The organism is Streptomyces sp. NPDC000151 (assembly GCF_040301705.1).
In the GTDB taxonomy this organism is placed as follows: Bacteria; Actinomycetota; Actinomycetes; order Streptomycetales; family Streptomycetaceae; genus Streptomyces.
In genome coordinates, this window is the sequence record NZ_JBEPFC010000067.1 from 22,066 (window position 1) to 37,249 (window position 15,184).

The following is a 15,184-nucleotide window of genomic DNA, read 5'->3' on the forward strand; positions in this document are numbered from 1 at the left end:
GGTGAACTCCTCCACCCGTTAGGGGATTTCCCCTACGCGCTCGCGCCGTCGCGGGGAACGGGGTCGAGCGGAAGGCGCAGGGTGAACGCGGCACCCCGCGGATGGTGGGGCGCCGCGGTGAGGGTTCCGCCGTGCCGGGCGGCGATGCGATGGCTCAGGGCCAGGCCGATGCCATGGCCGTCGCGCTTGGCGGAGAACGCGCCGTCGAAGATCTGCTCCGGCGGGATCGGCGGCAGCCCGGGTCCGGTGTCCAGGACGGCGAGTTCGGCCAGTCCGCCGTGGCGGCGGGTGCGCAGCGTGACGGCGCCGGCGGCGCCGGGCAGGCCGGCGAGCGCTTCCACGGCGTTGAAGGCCAGGTTCATCACGACCTGCCCGATCAGCACCTCCTCGCAGCGCACGGGAAGCGGCTCCCGGGCCGGTTGCCAGGCGATGGGCACACCGGCCTCCTTGGCGCGGGTCTCGATGAAGTAGCCGCAGTCCGCCACGATGTCGCGCAGGTCGACGCGTTGCGCGGACTGTTCCAGGCGAGTGACGTAGCGGCGCAGGCTGGAGAGGATGTCCGCGGCCCGGTCCAGCTGGCGAGTGGCGTGGTCCAGGCCGAAGACCAGGTGTGCCGGCGCGGCGTCGTCCCCGAGCCGGCTGCGCGCCCCGGCGACGAAGTTGTGGGCGGCGGCGATCGGCTGGGAGACCTCGTGGGCGATCGCCATCGCCATGTCGCCCATCGCGTTGTAGCGGGCCAGATGGTTCAAGTACTGCAGATCGCGGCGGTGTTCCTCGGCGGCCCGCACCTGATCACCGATGTCCCGGAACTGCACCGTCACCACGGGCCCGGCAGCGAGGTCGACACGGGTGGCCACCGCCTCCGTGAGGATCTCGGTGCCGTCCTTGGAGCGGTAACGCCATTCGATGGTGCTCGTTCCCTCGGCGGCGGCCCGGCGCAGCCAGCTCACCCCGATCTCGCGGGCGTACTGCCGGGCGTTGGCGCTCATGTCGGGTGCCTTGAGCGGTCGGAGCTCGTCGACGGTGAATCCGAGGACGTCGCAGGCCGCGGGGTTGGCCCACAGGATGCGCTGGTCCGCGGCGTCGTGCACGAGCACGCAGAGCGGGAGCGCGGCCAGCATCCGTGCGAAGTCGCCGGCGGCGAACGGCGCCGTCTCCGGGCGCACGTCCCCGCTCACCCGGCCAGGCGGCGCACCCCGCACCGCAGCATGTCGCCGACGAGGGCCCCGAGCGTCTCCGCGCCGGTCTTGTCGCGGATGCGTGCCCGATGGGCGTCGACCGTCTTGAGGCTGATGCACAGCGCGGCCGCGATCTCCTTGCTGGGCACCCCTTCGGCGACAAGGTGCAGGATCTCCCGTTCGCGCGGGCTGAGCGCGCCGAGCGCTGCCTCGACGGCCCGCCGCTCGGCGTACTCGGCGTAGCGCTCGCGGGCGGTGTGCAGGGCGCGTTGGACCACTTCCAGCATGTGCTGCGGATCGTAGGGTTTCTCCAGGAAGTCCACGGCCCCTTGCTGGAGGGCGCGTACGCACATCCGGATGTCACCGTGCGCCGAGACGAAAACGATCGCCACGGGAATTCCGGTGGCCGCGAGAAATTCCTGGACCTGGAATCCGCTGAAGCGCGGCATACGGACGTCCAGGACGAGGCAGGCGGGCCTGTCACGGTCGAAAGCATCGAGAAAAGCGGCCGGATCGCTGAAGCAATGGGCATGGATTCCGATGGATTCCAGCAGCCAGCCGAGAGAATCACACAGCGCGGTGTCGTCGTCCAGGATGTACACCACGCCCTCCCCGCCGCCCCCGGGGCCGGCCGGGGTGGCTTCGGGCAGCGTCGCCGTCACCGGGTCACACCGCCCACTCGGCCGAGGCGCTCCAGTAGGCGCGGCCGTCCGCCGTGACACCGGGCTCCCAGGGGGAGGTGCGGCGGAGCGAGGGCTCGGCGCGGGCGGTCGCCGCGTCGGCGCCTTCGGGACCGGTCTCCTCGGCGGGCCAGTGCACCCAGTTGAGCTCGCGTCCCTCCGCGTCATGAAGGGAGAGGTCCACATGCCGCCAGGAGTGGCCGTGCGGATCGGCGTAACACGTGAGCCGCAGGGCCGCGGTGCAGTGAGTGGTGGTCACCGTCGCGCTCCTTTCGTCGGGAGGTCGTGGGAGGTCGTGGGAGTGGTGGGAGGTCACGGCAGGTCAGGCGGGCAGAGCTGCCGTGAACAGGCGTTCGGTACGGAATTCCTGAATGCGCGCGGTCCCCGTCCCGAGCCGGAACGCGACGGTCAGCCGGGCGACGCGCATCTCGGCCGTGCCATCGGCGTAACGGGAGAGCTGCTGCATCAGCCAGACGCCGTGCGCGCTGTCCGCGTCGGCCGTGCAGCTGTCGGCGGGAAACAGCAGGTGCACGTTGGCGGCGAAGTGCGGGCTCGGCGGCAGATGCCGGGCGAGCATCGCCAGGATGGCCGCGCGGCCACGGTGGACTCCGTAGCGGGCGGCGTAGTCGGTGCCCGCGCCGGTCCAGACGGCGTCCTCGGTGAACACCTCGGCGAGCCGGGCGCGGACTTCGTCCCAGGGGGCGGGCGCGGGAACGTCGCACAACCGCAGATAGCGGGTGAGGACGGAGGTGGCGAGCGCCTGGGGGCCCGCCTCGGGGCCGGGCTCGGGGCTGCTGGCGTCAGGCATGCCGCAACGGTAGGAGCGGCGGGCCGGTGGGGGACGGGCGCACAGTGCACGGGGACTCGCCATCCGGTGCACACGTTCCGCACCGCCGGCTCGGTGCGCCGGTGCGGTGCCGCGGCCGGGCCCTCAGCCGGCGGTGCGGGGCGGCAGCCCCTGCCGGGCGCGGTAGGCACCCGGTGCGCAGCCGTACACGGACTTGAAGGTCCGGGAGAAGTGGCGGGCGTCGGTGAGGCCCCAGCGGGCCGCCACCGTCGCCACCGGTACCTCGCACAGGGCCGGGTCGGCGAGGTCGCGCGCACACCGTTGCAGCCGCTGTGCCCGGATCCAGCCCGCGACCGTCATGCCCTGGGCCGAGAACAGCTTGAAGAGGTACCGGCGCGAGATGCCGTGCGCCTGAGCGATGCCCTCCGGGTTCAGCCCGGGGTCGGCCAGCCGCCGCTCGATGTGATCGCGGATGCGCAGCAGCAGGGCCTGACCGGGTTCGGCCGGCGCGACCCGGTCGAGCTGCTCGGCGAGCAGCGCCGTGACCAGCGAGACGGTCGAATCGGCCAGTCGAGCTCCGGTGTGGGGGGCGCACTGGGCGCCGTGCCGCACCAGCGACCGCAGGTGCGGGCCGAGCACGGCGCCCACGCCGTCCGACCCGTCGATCCGGCGTCCGGTGACCGCCCGCAGCGCCTCAGGGCGCAGCGGGATGCGATCACGCGGGATCATGATCATCGCGGTGCTGAACGGCGCCCTGTACGTGAGCTCGTACGGTCTCGCCGCGTCGCACACCACCAGTTCACCCGGCCCGACCAGTTCCGCTTCCGCGCCCTGCCACGCCGCCACGGTGCCGGAGATCTGCAGCAGCACCTTGTAGTAGTCCTCGGCGTGCCGTGCCGCCATCGGCGCCGTACGCCGCACCGCGACAGGCGCGGCCCGCATCGCCCGCAGCCGCACCCCGCCCACCTCGGCCAGCGCCGCCCGCCCGTGGAACGCCGTGCGGGGGCTGCCCCGCCCCGGCACGTCCAGCACGACGTGCATGGCCTCGGCGACGGCCCGAGACCAGTACGCGAACCGCTCCCGGTCCGGCACCTGGTCGGTGGCGATGACGGTCTGCATGGCGCGCACCAGCCTTTCTCGGTGGCGCGAGCATATCCGCGCGCCCAGCAGGGGCCAACGGTCCGCAACCGTCGGTCACCTCCGCGGCCTGCCCGGCATCGGCCGCCCATGGCCGCCCACGGCCGCACCCCCGTTCGCTACGGTTGATCTCGACTTGACGGGGACGGTCGCCGTAATGGCGCCGGGAGCAGGGGAGTTGCGGATGGTGGATCCCATGTCGCTGGCGGCGGTCACGGCGATGCTGGGCGCGGTCGGCACGGGCATGGCGAACGAGGCCGGGAAGCGGGCGCTCGAATCGGTCGGCGGCCTCGCCCGGCGGATCGCGGGGCGTGAGGTCGCGGCGCCGGCGACGCCGGGGGACTGGGACGGTCTGGCCCGGCTCCTCCACGAGGGTGCGCTGCGCGACCCCGGCCACGCGGCGCGGCTCGCCGAAGTACAGGCCCTCGTGCGTGACGCCCTCCCCGAGGTGCGCGCTCGGGCCGTGCCCCAACTCCCACCCTCGCTGCGGTATTTCACCGATCGGGATAGTCAGAAAAGGAGCATGGGACGAGAGTTGGGTCGGCAGTACGCCGGGCGTCCGCGTCGGGTGCTGGTGTTCGGTCCGGAAGGCATGGGGACGAGCGCGCTCGCGCGTCAGTGGGGGTGGCAGGCGACCGCGGCCGGGCACTTCCCGGACGGGCAGGTGTACGTCGATCTTGGCGGCGACGGTGCGGAGGGCGGACTCGATCCGGCCGTGGCGGTCCGCCATGTGCTGCGTGAACTGGGGCTGACCGAGCCGGAGATACCGCCGGGCCGGGCGGAGTGCGTCGCCCTGTTCCGCCGCCTCGTGGCCGGTCTGCGGCTGCTGCTGGTACTGGATCACGCCCACTCCGCGGCGCAGGTCGGGCCGCTGTTCACCGCCGCGCCCGGGGTCTTCACGATCATCGTCGCCCACCACCGACTGGCCGGCCTGGACGCCGTGCCGATCGAGGTCGACCCGCTGCGGAAGAAGGACGCCGTCGCGCTGCTGACCGACCTCGTCGGGGAACGGGCTCTCAAGGCGGCGTCCCGGTCCGCGCTGTCGTCGGTCCTCGCCCGTTGCGGCGGCTCACCGTACGCGCTGCGGGCGATGGCCCCGCGGCTGACCGGACGTCAGGAGACACCCCGCCACCACGAGCACCATGAGGAGCCGGGAATGCCCGAGCGCGAGGCCGGGGACGGCCCGGCCGTCGATCCGGTACGTGATCGCGGTGGACACCCCGAGGATCCCGCCGCGGCGAGCGAACCCGTACCGCCGGTCGTCGAGGACCTCTACCAGGAGCTCACGCCCGCTCCCGCCCGGCTCTACCGGCTGGCGGCCGTGTGGCCGTGGGCCGCGTTTGGTGCCGGGCAGGCCGCGGCGGCCGCGGACGTCGAGGAGGCGGAGGCGGGGCGACTGCTGGAGGTACTGGCGGATCAGGGGCTGTTGGAGCGTACCGATGCGGGGCGCTACCGCTACCGTCCGGCCGTCCGCCGCCACGCCGAGCAGGCGGCCCTCCGGGAGGCGGGCGGCGCGGCGTACGCGCAGGCCGTCCGGCGCACGGTGGAGTGGGCGCTGCGCTTCGCCGTACGCGCCGACCTGGCCGCGCTGCCGCAGCGCTGGCACGTCGGCCCGCTCTACGCCGACGGCCGGCTGACGCCGGGCCCGTACACGGGCCCCGGCGAGGCAGTCGCCGCGCTCGGGGGCGAGCTGGGCAACCTCGTACAGGCCGTGCTGGCCGCCGAGGAGTTCGGGCTCGGCGACGTGGCCTGCCAGCTCTGCGAGGCGCTGTGGGCGTACCAGCTCAAGGCCGGCCGGCACGAGGAACTGCTGCCCGCGCTGCGGGTCGGGGCGCGGGTCGCCGACGCGGTGAGCCCCGGTTCGCGGATGGCCGCCCGTATGCACACACAGCTCGCGCTGGCCTTCGTGGAGCTGCGGCGCTTCGAGGAGGCGGAGACCGAGCTGACGGCCGCCGCCGACGCCGAGCGCGCCCAGGGGCACCTGCGCGGCCGGGCGACCGCCGCGGAGACGCTGGGGCTGGTACGGCTGGCGCAGTGGCGGTACGAGGAGGCGCTGGAGCTGTTCGCCGAGGCGGACGGGTACGTGGCGGAGATCGGGCCTGGGGAAGAGGGGCGTACGGATGTACCGCGCGCCTGGGCACTCCTCCAGCGCCACCGCGGGCGCGCACTGCGGGGCCTCGGCCGGTGGGCCGAGGCCGAGGAGCTGCTGACGCGCGCGCTGGGCTTCTTCAGGGACAGCGGGGAGGCGTACAACGCCGCGCGGACGCTGACCGACCTGGCCGAGACGTACCACCTCGCCGGGCGCGCGGCGGACGCCCTGCCGCTGATCGACGAGGCCGTCGCCGCGCTGGCGGACGAGCGGGCGGAGTACCACCTCGGCCACCTACGGGCGCTGCGCGAACGGTGCACGAGTGGTGCGTGAGCGGTTCGTGAGTGGTTCGTGACGGCTGCTCCGGAGGCAGCGACGGGCGCTGCTCCGGAGGCAGCGACGTGGGCCGCTACGGAGGCGGCGACAGGGGCCGCTCCGGAGGCGGCAACGGGAGCCGCTACGGAGGCAGCGACAGAAGTGCCTACAGGGCCGGGGCCTCGCGACTGACCCGCACCCGGTGGGCCGTCCGTCCCGTCCATACGGTCAGCCCGTCATCCGGCAGCCCGTCGACCCCCTTCCCGCCCGCCAGCCACCCGTACAGCGCCGAGGCGTACGCGGCCGGGTCGGCGCCGGGCAGGCCCGCGGCCGCGCTCCGGTCCGCGGTCAGCCGCAGCAGGTCGCCGTCGCGGGTGCGGACGGTGCAGCCGCCGGGCCCGGTGACGTACGCGGCCAGTCGGCAGTACGGGTGGCGTTCCAGGACCTCCGCCGCCCACGAGGCGGGCGGGCCGAGCCGGGGATCGTCGGCGTGTCCGTAACGGAAGATCACGTCGGCGAGCTCGAGGACCCCGGGGTCGAGGGTGTCCTCGTGCACCGCGATATGCGCCTGCTCCCCGGCCGAGGGCTCGCCGACCGCCTCCGCCGTCCCGCTCCGAAGGTCCGCCCGGCGGACCACCGTCACCTCGCCCGGCCCGAGGAGGCGGGTCAGGACGCGCAACGGAGCGGTGCGCACCGGCGGTTCGTACGGGGGCAGCGGCAGCGGGTCGAGCAGCGCGGGCTCCGGCGGCTCGGGGAGGCCGATGAGCCCGTAGAAGGCGCTGCGGAGCAGCCGCGCCGACTCGCCCGGTGCCGAGGTCGTGAGCTCGGCGGGGCCGGGCAGCGGCCGGTGCCCGGCCAGTGCGGCGTCCAGTTGGGGGCGCAGCGGCGCATACGGGTCCAGCCGCGGCGCCCGCCGTACGAAGTCGGCGACGGGGGAGTCCGCCGCGAGACCCGAAGGCGAGGCCGCGCCGATGAGTACCGGCGTGCCGTGCGCCGCGGCGTAGTACGAGACGGAGCCGTAGTCGCCGATCACGAGGTCCGCGGCGAGCAGCGCCTGCTGCCAGCCCGTCAGCGGGTCGACGAGCGTCAGCCCGGCGCGCCGGGCCCGGTCGAGCCAGGCGCGTATCTGGCCGGGGCCGTGGCCGTGCCAGATGTTCGGGTGCAGCACGGCGGCGGTGCGGTACTCGTCGGCGGGGAGTTCGGCCGTCAGCCGGGCGAGCAGGGCCGGCAGGACGTCGTCGCCGCCGTCCCCGAAGAGCGCTTCCGGGTTCCACGTCGAATTGAGCAGGACGAGCCGCTGGCCCGGGGCGACGCCGAGCGCGCGGCGGAAGCGGTCGCGGTACGGGCGGGCCGCCAGCATACGGTCGAAGCAGGGATCACCGGCCAGTACGGCCGTGGCCGCGGCCTGCGGGCAGGCGGCACGCAGCCGCCGGAGCTGCTCGGGGTGGGAGAGCACCATCGCGTCCGCTATGGGGGCGCCGTCCGCGAGTGTCCACTCCGGACCGAAACCGAACACCGGCGGTTCGGATGCCGACGACGGCTGACCGGGCGCCTCCCCGCGCTCCCCGCCGTCCGGCGTTTGGCGTTTGGCGTTTGGCGTTTCGAGTCTTTTATTGTATCCCGCGCCGTGCGACAGTACGGCCAACTTCCCGGGAAGTTCCGCCAGTTGACCGCCGAAGCTGGCCGTGACGGCGAGGTCCACCGGCGTCCGCAGCGCCTGCTCCCACGGCAGTACCGGTACGCCGGTCTCCGCCAGCAGCTCCGGCACCCCGGCCTGGAACGGCGACGAGCCCGTACACGTGGCGAGCAGCTGCACCCGTAGGTCGTCGCGGAACAGCGGCAGTACGTCCAGCAGCCGGGTCGCCGCCGTCACGTTGTGCACGACCAGCAGCACCTTCCGGCAGCGCCCCCGAGTGGTCCAGCGCGCCGCGTCCGCCCCGACCGGCACCCGTATCCAGCCCGGCTCGACGCACCCCACGGCAACCCCCGTACTTCTCGTACCCCTCGTGCTCCCCGATCCCCCTCACCCTAACCACCGTTCAGTCCACCCTTCGGGTCAGCACCCTCCCCAGGTCGTACCGCACCGGCTCCTCCAGTTGTGCGTACGTGCAGCTCTCCGGGGTGCGGTCCGGGCGCCAGCGGCGGAACTGGGCGGTGTGCCGGAAGCGCTGCCCGTTCTCCATGTGGTCGTACGCCACCTCCAGCACCCGCTCCGGGCGCAGCGGCACCCAGGACAGGTCCTTCTTGCCGCTCCAGCGGCTGGGCGCGCCGGGCAGCCGGGCGGACTCGTGCGCCTCCTCCTCCGCCCAGTGCGCCCAGGGGTGGCCCGCCGCCGACTCCATGCGCAGCGGCTCCAGCTCGGCCACCAGCTCCTCGCGCCGCTTCATGGAGAACGCGGCGCAGACCCCGACGTGCTGCAGCGCGCCGGCCGCGTCGTACAGGCCGAGCAGCAGCGAGCCGACCACCGGGCCGCTCTTGTGGAAGCGGAAGCCGGCGAGCACGCAGTCCGCCGTGCGCTCGTGCTTGATCTTGACCATGACCCGCTCGTTCTGGCGGTACGGCATGTCCAGCGGCTTGGCGATCACGCCGTCCAGACCGGCGCCCTCGTACTCCGTGAACCACTCGGCGGCGACCTCGGGGTCGGTGGTGGCGGGCGCCAGGTGCACCGGCGCCTCGGCGCCTTGCAGGGCCTCGGCCAGCCGGGCGCGCCGCTCCTTCTGGGGCGCGCGGAGCAGCGCTTCGTTGTCCAGCGCCAGCAGGTCGAACGCGACGAAGCCGGCCGGGGTCCGCTCGGCGAGCAGGTCGACGCGGGACTTGGCGGGGTGGATGCGTTCGGTGAGCGCGTCGAAGTCCAGCCGGTCGCCGCGCGCGATCACGATCTCGCCGTCCAGCACGCAGCGCGCGGGCACGTTGGCGCGCAGCGCCTCGACCAGCTCGGGGAAGTAGCGGGTGAGCGGCTTGCCGGTGCGGCTGCCGAGCTCGATCTCGTCGCCGTCCCGGTAGACGATGGCCCGGAAGCCGTCCCATTTGGCCTCGTACTGCATTCCGGACGGGATCTTCGCCGCCGGCTTGGCCAGCATCGGCTTCACGGGCGGCATCACCGGGAGATCCATGTCTTGATTGTGCGCGTACGTCCCTTACGTCGCCCGGCGAGCGCCCTCGGCCGTGCGCGCTTACCGTGGCGGCCATGGGTGGTACAGGCGGTGCCAAGGGTGCGGGCGGTGCGGCGGTGGAGATCGAGGCCGGCGGGCGCACCGTACGGCTGTCCCACCCGGACAAGGTGTACTTCCCGGAGCGCGGCTTCACGAAGCTGGACCTGGCGCAGTACTACCTGGCCGTCGCCGACGGCGTCACCCGGGCGCTGCACGACCGGCCGACGACCCTGGAGCGGTACCCGGACGGGGTCACCGGCGAGTCGTTCTTCCAGAAGCGCGCCCCGAAGAACCGCCCCGACTGGCTGCCGACCGCCCACATCACCTTCCCCAGCGGCCGCTCGGCCGACGAGATCTGCCCCACCGAGCCCGCCGCCGTCCTCTGGGCGGCGAACCTGGGCTGCGTCACCTTCCACCCGTGGCCGGTCCGCCGCGGCCGGCCCGACCACCCCGACGAGCTGCGCATCGACCTCGACCCGCAGCCGGGCACCGGCTACGCGGACGCCGTACGGGCAGCCCACGCGCTGCACGCCCTCCTGGACGAGCTGGGCCTACGGGGCTGGCCGAAGACCTCCGGGGGCCGCGGTCTGCACGTCTACGTACCGATCGCGCCGCGCTGGACGTTCACCGAGGTGCGGCGCGCGGCCATCACCGTGGGGCGCGAGCTGGCCCGCCGGATGCCGGACCAGGTGACCACGGCCTGGTGGAAGGAGGAGCGCGGCGCCCGGATCTTCGTCGACTACAACCAGATGGCGCGCGACCGCACCATCGCCTCCGCCTACTCGGTACGGCCGAACCCGCGTGCCACGGTGTCCGCGCCGCTGCGCTGGGAGGAGCTGGACGACGCCGAGCCGGCCGACTTCGACCTGGCCACGATGCCGGCCCGGTACGCGGAGCGGGGCGACGTGCACGCCGGCATGGCCGAGGAGAGCTTCGGGCTGGAGTCCGTGTTCGAGCTGGCCGACCGCGCCGAGCACGACGGCGGCCTCGGTGATCTGCCCTATCCCCCCGACCACCCGAAGATGCCGGGCGAGCCCACCCGAGTCCAGCCGAGCCGCGCTCGCCACAAGGACTGACGCCCGCTCCCGTAGGCCGCGCGCCCGCATGCCCGTAGGCCCGCGCGTCACACCCGCCCGCCGCGCCTGATGCGCGTCGCCAGCCACAGGTCGAAGCGGTCGTCCGCGTCGTCGAGGCGGCGGCCCGTGAGGGTCATGGCCTTGTCGAGGCGGTTGCGCACGGTGTGGCGGTGGACGCCGAGGCGGCGGCTGGTGGTGTCCCAGGAGCCGCCGGTCTCCAGCCAGGCGGCCAGCGTGGCGATCAGCTCCTCGCCGCTGTCGGCGAGGTCCAGGGGGCCGAGCACGGCGTCCGCGTAGCCGAGGAGGGTGCGCCGGTCGCCGAGCTCCAGGAGCAGCCGGCTGGCCTGGCTCTCGCGGGCCTCGACGGGCGCCCCCGAGGTCCGGCTCAGGCCCAGCAGCCCGGTGGCCTGCCGCAGGGAGGCCCGTACGGCCTCGGGGGCGGCCAGCGGGCCGAGGCCGGCGGGACAGCCCGGTGCGAAGCGGCCGAGGACGTCGCGTACGTCCAGCTCCTCGCCGACCACCGCCTCGACGAGGCCGCCCTCGGTGACCCGTACCAGCCCGCCCGGTACGGCGAGGGCGAGGTCGGCGGCCGACTCCTGGGCGGACTCCGCGGGCGCTTCGACCACCACGCCGCGCACCCGGTCGGTGGCCAGCCCGACCGAGGCGAGGATGTCCTGGGCGCGGCCCGCGGCCCGTTCCTGGCCGGCCGCCGGCTCGGCGAGCAGCTCCGAGAGCAGCGCGGAGCGCCGGCGCCGCTCCGGCTCGTCCATCAGGTGCCGCCGCTCCAGCTCCAGGGAGAGCAGCGAGACCAGGCCGGGGACGACGGCGCGGGCCGAGGCGTCGGGGCCGCCGCTCAGGAGGAGCAGGCCGCGCAGCCGGCGGGCGCCCAGCGGCTGCACCTCCAGCTGCTGCCCGCCGGCCGTACTGGCCGCGCTGCCGCGCAGCCCCCGGGAGGCCACCCGGTCGACGAGGTCGCGGGCGCCGTCCAGTACGGACTCGGCGTCCGGCCCGCCCGAGGCGAGCAGCCGCCCCAGGGGGTCGAGGACCGCGGCACCTACCCCGGTGGCGGCCGTCCACTCCTCCAGCATCGGGCGCAGCCCGTTGTCCGTGGCCGCCGCCGTCAGCCGCCGCTGGGTCGCGAAGGCCCGCTGCAGCACCTGCCGCTCCTCATGGGCGCGCGCCTCGAAGACCGCCTTCGTGACGGCGATGAACGGCACCTCGTCCGGGACGGTGAGCAGCGGCAGGCCGGCCTCCTGCGCCGCGTCCACGAGGGGCTGCGGCGCCGCCTGGTACGGGAGGCCGTGCCCGAGGCCGAGCGCCAGGGCCGCCGCGCCGCCGGCCGCCACGTCGGCGACGTACGCGCGGCAGGCGGCGGGCTCCATCGGGAGCAGCAGCCCGATGGTCATCAGCAGCTCGCCGCCCTGCAGCCACTCGCCGGGATGCAGCAGGTCGGAGACGGTGGCGGCGTCGATGGTGCGGTCCAGCAGCCCGGGCGCGGGGGCGCCGGTGACCGAGAGGTTCAGGTCCGGGCGCGCCAGGAGGTCGGTGAGGTACAGCGGCATAGACATAGTGTCCATCACATATCTATCGAATGGACGATCGGGCGATCGAAGCAGCTCCGAACGGGCCCGTAGGTTCACACCACCGCGATCAGCTGTAGGTCGCATCCCCCGCAGACCCCGCCCCGTACGGCCCCCCAGCCGGTCACCGCACCACCCGAGGAGGACCCATGGCTGCCGCCCCCAGGGTCATCGAACAACGATCGATCGACTATGTGCCCGTGCGCGAGCGCCACGGCAAGGTCTGGCACCAGGGGCCGTTCTGGTTCACCGGGAACTTCGTGCTCACCACGATGGTCACCGGGTTCCTCGGCCCCGAGCTGGGGCTGAGCCTGGGCATGTCCGTGCTGGCCGTCGTCCTCGGCGCCTGTTTCGGCACCTTCTTCATGGCGTTCCACGCCAACCAGGGGCCCCGGATGGGCCTGCCGCAGATGATCCAGTCGAGGGCCCAGTTCGGCACCCGCGGCGCGATCGTCCCCTTCGCCGCCGTCGTCTTCGTCTACATCGGCTTCAACGTCTTCAACGTGGTGCTCGCCACCGAGGGCCTCCAGACGATCCTCCCCGGGGGCAAGACCCTCTGGTACGGCGTGATCATCGCCGTCGCGATCGTCCTCGCGGTCGTCGGCCATGATCTGCTGCACCTCGTCCAGCGCTGGCTGACGTACGTACTGATCGCCGTCTTCGGTGTCCTCACCATCGGAGCGCTCGTCCAGCTGCACCCGGGTACCGCGCACGCCGCAGCGTCCGGGGGCGGCTCGACGTGGACGTCCTTCCTGGTCGTCTTCTCCGCTGCGGCCGGCTACCAGATCAGCTACGCCATCTACGTCTCGGACTACTCCCGTTACCTGCCGCGCGACGTCTCGGCCCGCAAGGTCATCTGGTGGACGTACGCCGGCGCGGCCGGCTCCGCCGTCTGGCTGATGTCGCTCGGCGCGCTGCTGTCCTCCGCGCTGCCCGAGCCGGGCGCGATCACCGGTATCCGTCAGGTCGGCAACGCGATCCTGCCCGGTTTCGGCACCTTCGCCGTGGTGGTCTCCTCCATCGCGCTGATCGGCATCACGGCCGTCAACGCGTACGGCGCGATGCTCACCACCACCAGCGCCGTGGACGCCTTCCGTACGGTCAAGCCGACCGTACGGCTGCGGGTCGCCGGTATCGCGGCGGTGGGCGTCGTCATCTTCACCGTCGCCATGCTGCTCCCGGAGAACTACCTGGAGAGCTTCAACACCTTCGTGCTGATGATGCTGTACTTCCTGGTGCCGTGGACCGCGGTCAACCTGGTGGACTTCTACTGCGTGCGGCGCGGCCACTACGCGGTCACCGCGATCTTCGACTCGAAGGGCGGCATCTACGGCCGCTGGTCCTGGCGCGGCATCGTCTCCTACGTCGTCGGCTTCGCCACGATGATCCCGTTCTTCGCCACCCACGCCTACGAGGGCCCGGCCGCCAAGGCGCTGGGCGGCGCCGACCTCTCCTTCGTGCCCGGCCTGATCATCGGCGGCGGCCTGTACTACCTGCTCAACCGCCGCCTCGACAGGGACACGGAGCTGGCCGCGGTGGCGGCGAGCGAGCGCGAGCTGGACGGCGAGCCGGCGGGGGACGGCGGGCCGTCCCCGAAGGCGGAGTCCGTCACGTCCTGAGGACCGTCACCGACTCCGGGGGCAGCCGCAGGACGCCGTCCGCGCCGGGCTCCTGCGGCGCCGGCCACCCCGCCAGGGGCCGCGCCGCCTCATAGGGCAGCGGAATCACCGCCGTACGGGCGGGGTGCAGGTTCACCGCGACCAGCACCCCGCCTTCGCCGTGTCCGGAGTCGCGCTCCAGCCGCAGCCACCGCCCCTCCTCGTCGTACGCCACCCGTGTCAGCGCGAGGTGGGGCTCGGTGAGCGCGGGGTGGTCGCGGCGGAGCGCCAGCAGCGTGCGGTACCAGCCGAGCAGCTCCGCGTGCGGGGCGCGGGCCGGCTCCGACCAGTCCAGGCAGGAGCGCTCCCGGGTGGCCGGGTCCTGCGGGTCGGGGATCTCCTCGGCCTGCCAGCCGTGCGCGGCGAACTCCCGGCGCCGCCCGTCGCGCACCGCCGCCGCCAGCTCGGGGTCGGTGTGGTCGGTGAAGAACTGCCAGGGCGTGCCCGCGCCCCACTCCTCGCCCATGAAGAGCATCGGCGTGTACGGGGCGCCCAGCACGAGGGCCGCCGCGCAGCCCAGCAGGGCGGGGGAGAGCCGCTCCGAGAGGCGGTCACCGAGCGCGCGGTTCCCGATCTGGTCGTGCGTCTGCGTGTAACCGAGCAATCGGTGTGCGGGGGTGGCGCGTATGTCGAGCGGCGCGCCGTGCCTGCGCTCCCGGAAGCTGGAGTACGTACCGGCGTGGAAGAAGCCGCTGGTCAACGTGGTCGCGAGGGCCGCCATCGGAGCCCGCGCGAAGTCGGCGTAGTAGCCCTGGGACTCGCCGGTGAGCGCCGCGTGCAGGGCGTGGTGGAAGTCGTCGTTCCACTGCGCGTGTAGGCCGTGGCCGCCGTACGGGCGCGGCGCCGTCGTCCGCGGATCGTTCAGGTCGGACTCGGCAATCAGGAACAGCGGACGGCGCAGCTGCGCCCCGAGTGCGTCCACCGCCTCCGACAGCTCGGCGAGGAAGTGCCGGGCCCGGGTGTCGTGCAGCGCGTGCACGGCATCCAGGCGCAGCCCGTCGATCCGGTAGTCGCGCAGCCAGGACAGCGCACTGCCCAGGAAGTACGCGCGGACCTCGTCGGAGCCGGGCGCGTCGAGGTTGACGGCGGCGCCCCAGGGCGTGTGGTGGGTGTCGGTGAAGTACGGCCCGAAGGCGGGCAGGTGGTTGCCGTACGGGCCGAGGTGGTTGTGCACGACGTCCAGGACGACGCCGAGCCCGAGGCCGTGCGCGGCGTCCACGAAGCGCTTCAGCCCGTCCGGGCCGCCGTACGGCTCGTGCACCGCCCACGGGGCGATGCCCTCGTATCCCCAGCCGTGCGTACCGGGGAACGGGCAGACCGGCATCACCTCGATGTGCGTGACGCCGAGGTCCTTCAGATGCGGCAGCCGCTCGACGGCCGCATCGAACGTGCCCCCGGGGGTGAACGTCCCGATGTGCAGCTCGTAGAGGACCGCGCCGGGCAGCCCGCGGCCCGGCCAGTCGTGCCGCCACTCGTACCGGGCGTGGTCCACGACCGCGGCCGGGCCGCCGGGACCGTCCGGCAGCCGGGCC

General features: G+C 73.8%; 12 protein-coding genes. 3 read left to right on the forward strand and 9 right to left on the reverse strand.

Annotated features, from left to right (window positions below; translation table 11 throughout):
* Positions 1–32: 32 nt before the first annotated feature.
* The 5 genes from ABT381_RS19795 to ABT381_RS19815 all read right to left on the reverse strand — a co-directional run bounded on the left by ABT381_RS19795 (position 33) and on the right by ABT381_RS19815 (position 3,764).
* Positions 33–1,178, reverse strand: coding sequence for a sensor histidine kinase (locus ABT381_RS19795; RefSeq protein WP_351595688.1), 1,146 nt, complete (start codon positions 1,176–1,178; stop codon positions 33–35).
* On the reverse strand, positions 1,175–1,840 hold the full coding sequence (locus ABT381_RS19800; RefSeq protein ID WP_351595691.1) for a response regulator transcription factor: 666 nt from the start codon (positions 1,838–1,840) through the stop codon (positions 1,175–1,177). The genes ABT381_RS19795 and ABT381_RS19800 overlap by 4 nt, the downstream gene beginning before the upstream one ends.
* 4 nt (positions 1,841–1,844) lie before the next feature.
* On the reverse strand, positions 1,845–2,117 hold the full coding sequence (locus ABT381_RS19805) for a hypothetical protein (protein WP_351595694.1): 273 nt from the start codon (positions 2,115–2,117) through the stop codon (positions 1,845–1,847).
* 63 nt (positions 2,118–2,180) lie between these two features.
* Positions 2,181–2,666, reverse strand: coding sequence for a nuclear transport factor 2 family protein (locus ABT381_RS19810; RefSeq protein ID WP_351595697.1), 486 nt, complete (start codon positions 2,664–2,666; stop codon positions 2,181–2,183).
* A gap of 123 nt (positions 2,667–2,789) precedes the next feature.
* The gene (locus tag ABT381_RS19815; RefSeq protein ID WP_351595727.1) at positions 2,790–3,764 is read right to left on the reverse strand and encodes an AraC-like ligand-binding domain-containing protein; all 975 of its coding nucleotides are present in this window, start codon (positions 3,762–3,764) and stop codon (positions 2,790–2,792) included.
* Positions 3,765–3,966: 202 nt separating this feature from the next.
* On the opposite strand from ABT381_RS19815, the gene ABT381_RS19820 reads away from it, so the two are divergent.
* Complete coding sequence (locus ABT381_RS19820) at positions 3,967–6,204, forward strand: tetratricopeptide repeat protein (protein ID WP_351595700.1); 2,238 nt, start codon at positions 3,967–3,969, stop codon at positions 6,202–6,204.
* A 148-nt stretch (positions 6,205–6,352) separates the two neighbouring features.
* Here the strand turns inward: ABT381_RS19820 and ABT381_RS19825 are convergent, their stop codons facing one another.
* Both ABT381_RS19825 and ABT381_RS19830 read right to left on the reverse strand, forming a co-directional pair.
* A complete protein-coding gene (locus ABT381_RS19825) occupies positions 6,353–8,164 on the reverse strand; it encodes a CDP-glycerol glycerophosphotransferase family protein (RefSeq protein WP_351595703.1) in 1,812 nt (603 codons plus the stop codon).
* Between the two features lie 61 nt (positions 8,165–8,225).
* A complete protein-coding gene (locus tag ABT381_RS19830; RefSeq protein WP_351595706.1) occupies positions 8,226–9,299 on the reverse strand; it encodes an ATP-dependent DNA ligase in 1,074 nt (357 codons plus the stop codon).
* Between the two features lie 74 nt (positions 9,300–9,373).
* On the opposite strand from ABT381_RS19830, the gene ligD reads away from it, so the two are divergent.
* Positions 9,374–10,414 carry a non-homologous end-joining DNA ligase gene (ligD, locus tag ABT381_RS19835; RefSeq protein ID WP_351595709.1) on the forward strand — a complete coding sequence of 347 codons (1,041 nt, stop codon included), beginning with the start codon at positions 9,374–9,376 and terminating at the stop codon, positions 10,412–10,414.
* Between the two features lie 47 nt (positions 10,415–10,461).
* Here the strand turns inward: ligD and ABT381_RS19840 are convergent, their stop codons facing one another.
* Positions 10,462–11,976, reverse strand: a complete 1,515-nt coding sequence (locus ABT381_RS19840) for a PucR family transcriptional regulator (RefSeq protein WP_467754203.1) — start codon at positions 11,974–11,976, stop codon at positions 10,462–10,464.
* Positions 11,977–12,143: 167 nt separating this feature from the next.
* Between ABT381_RS19840 and ABT381_RS19845 the strand changes: the two genes are divergently transcribed.
* Complete coding sequence (locus tag ABT381_RS19845; protein WP_351595715.1) at positions 12,144–13,613, forward strand: purine-cytosine permease family protein; 1,470 nt, start codon at positions 12,144–12,146, stop codon at positions 13,611–13,613.
* Here ABT381_RS19845 and treZ read toward each other — a convergent pair.
* Positions 13,603–15,184: malto-oligosyltrehalose trehalohydrolase (gene treZ, locus ABT381_RS19850; protein ID WP_351595718.1), on the reverse strand; the 1,582-nt coding region annotated here is incomplete at its 5' end. The genes ABT381_RS19845 and treZ overlap by 11 nt on opposite strands.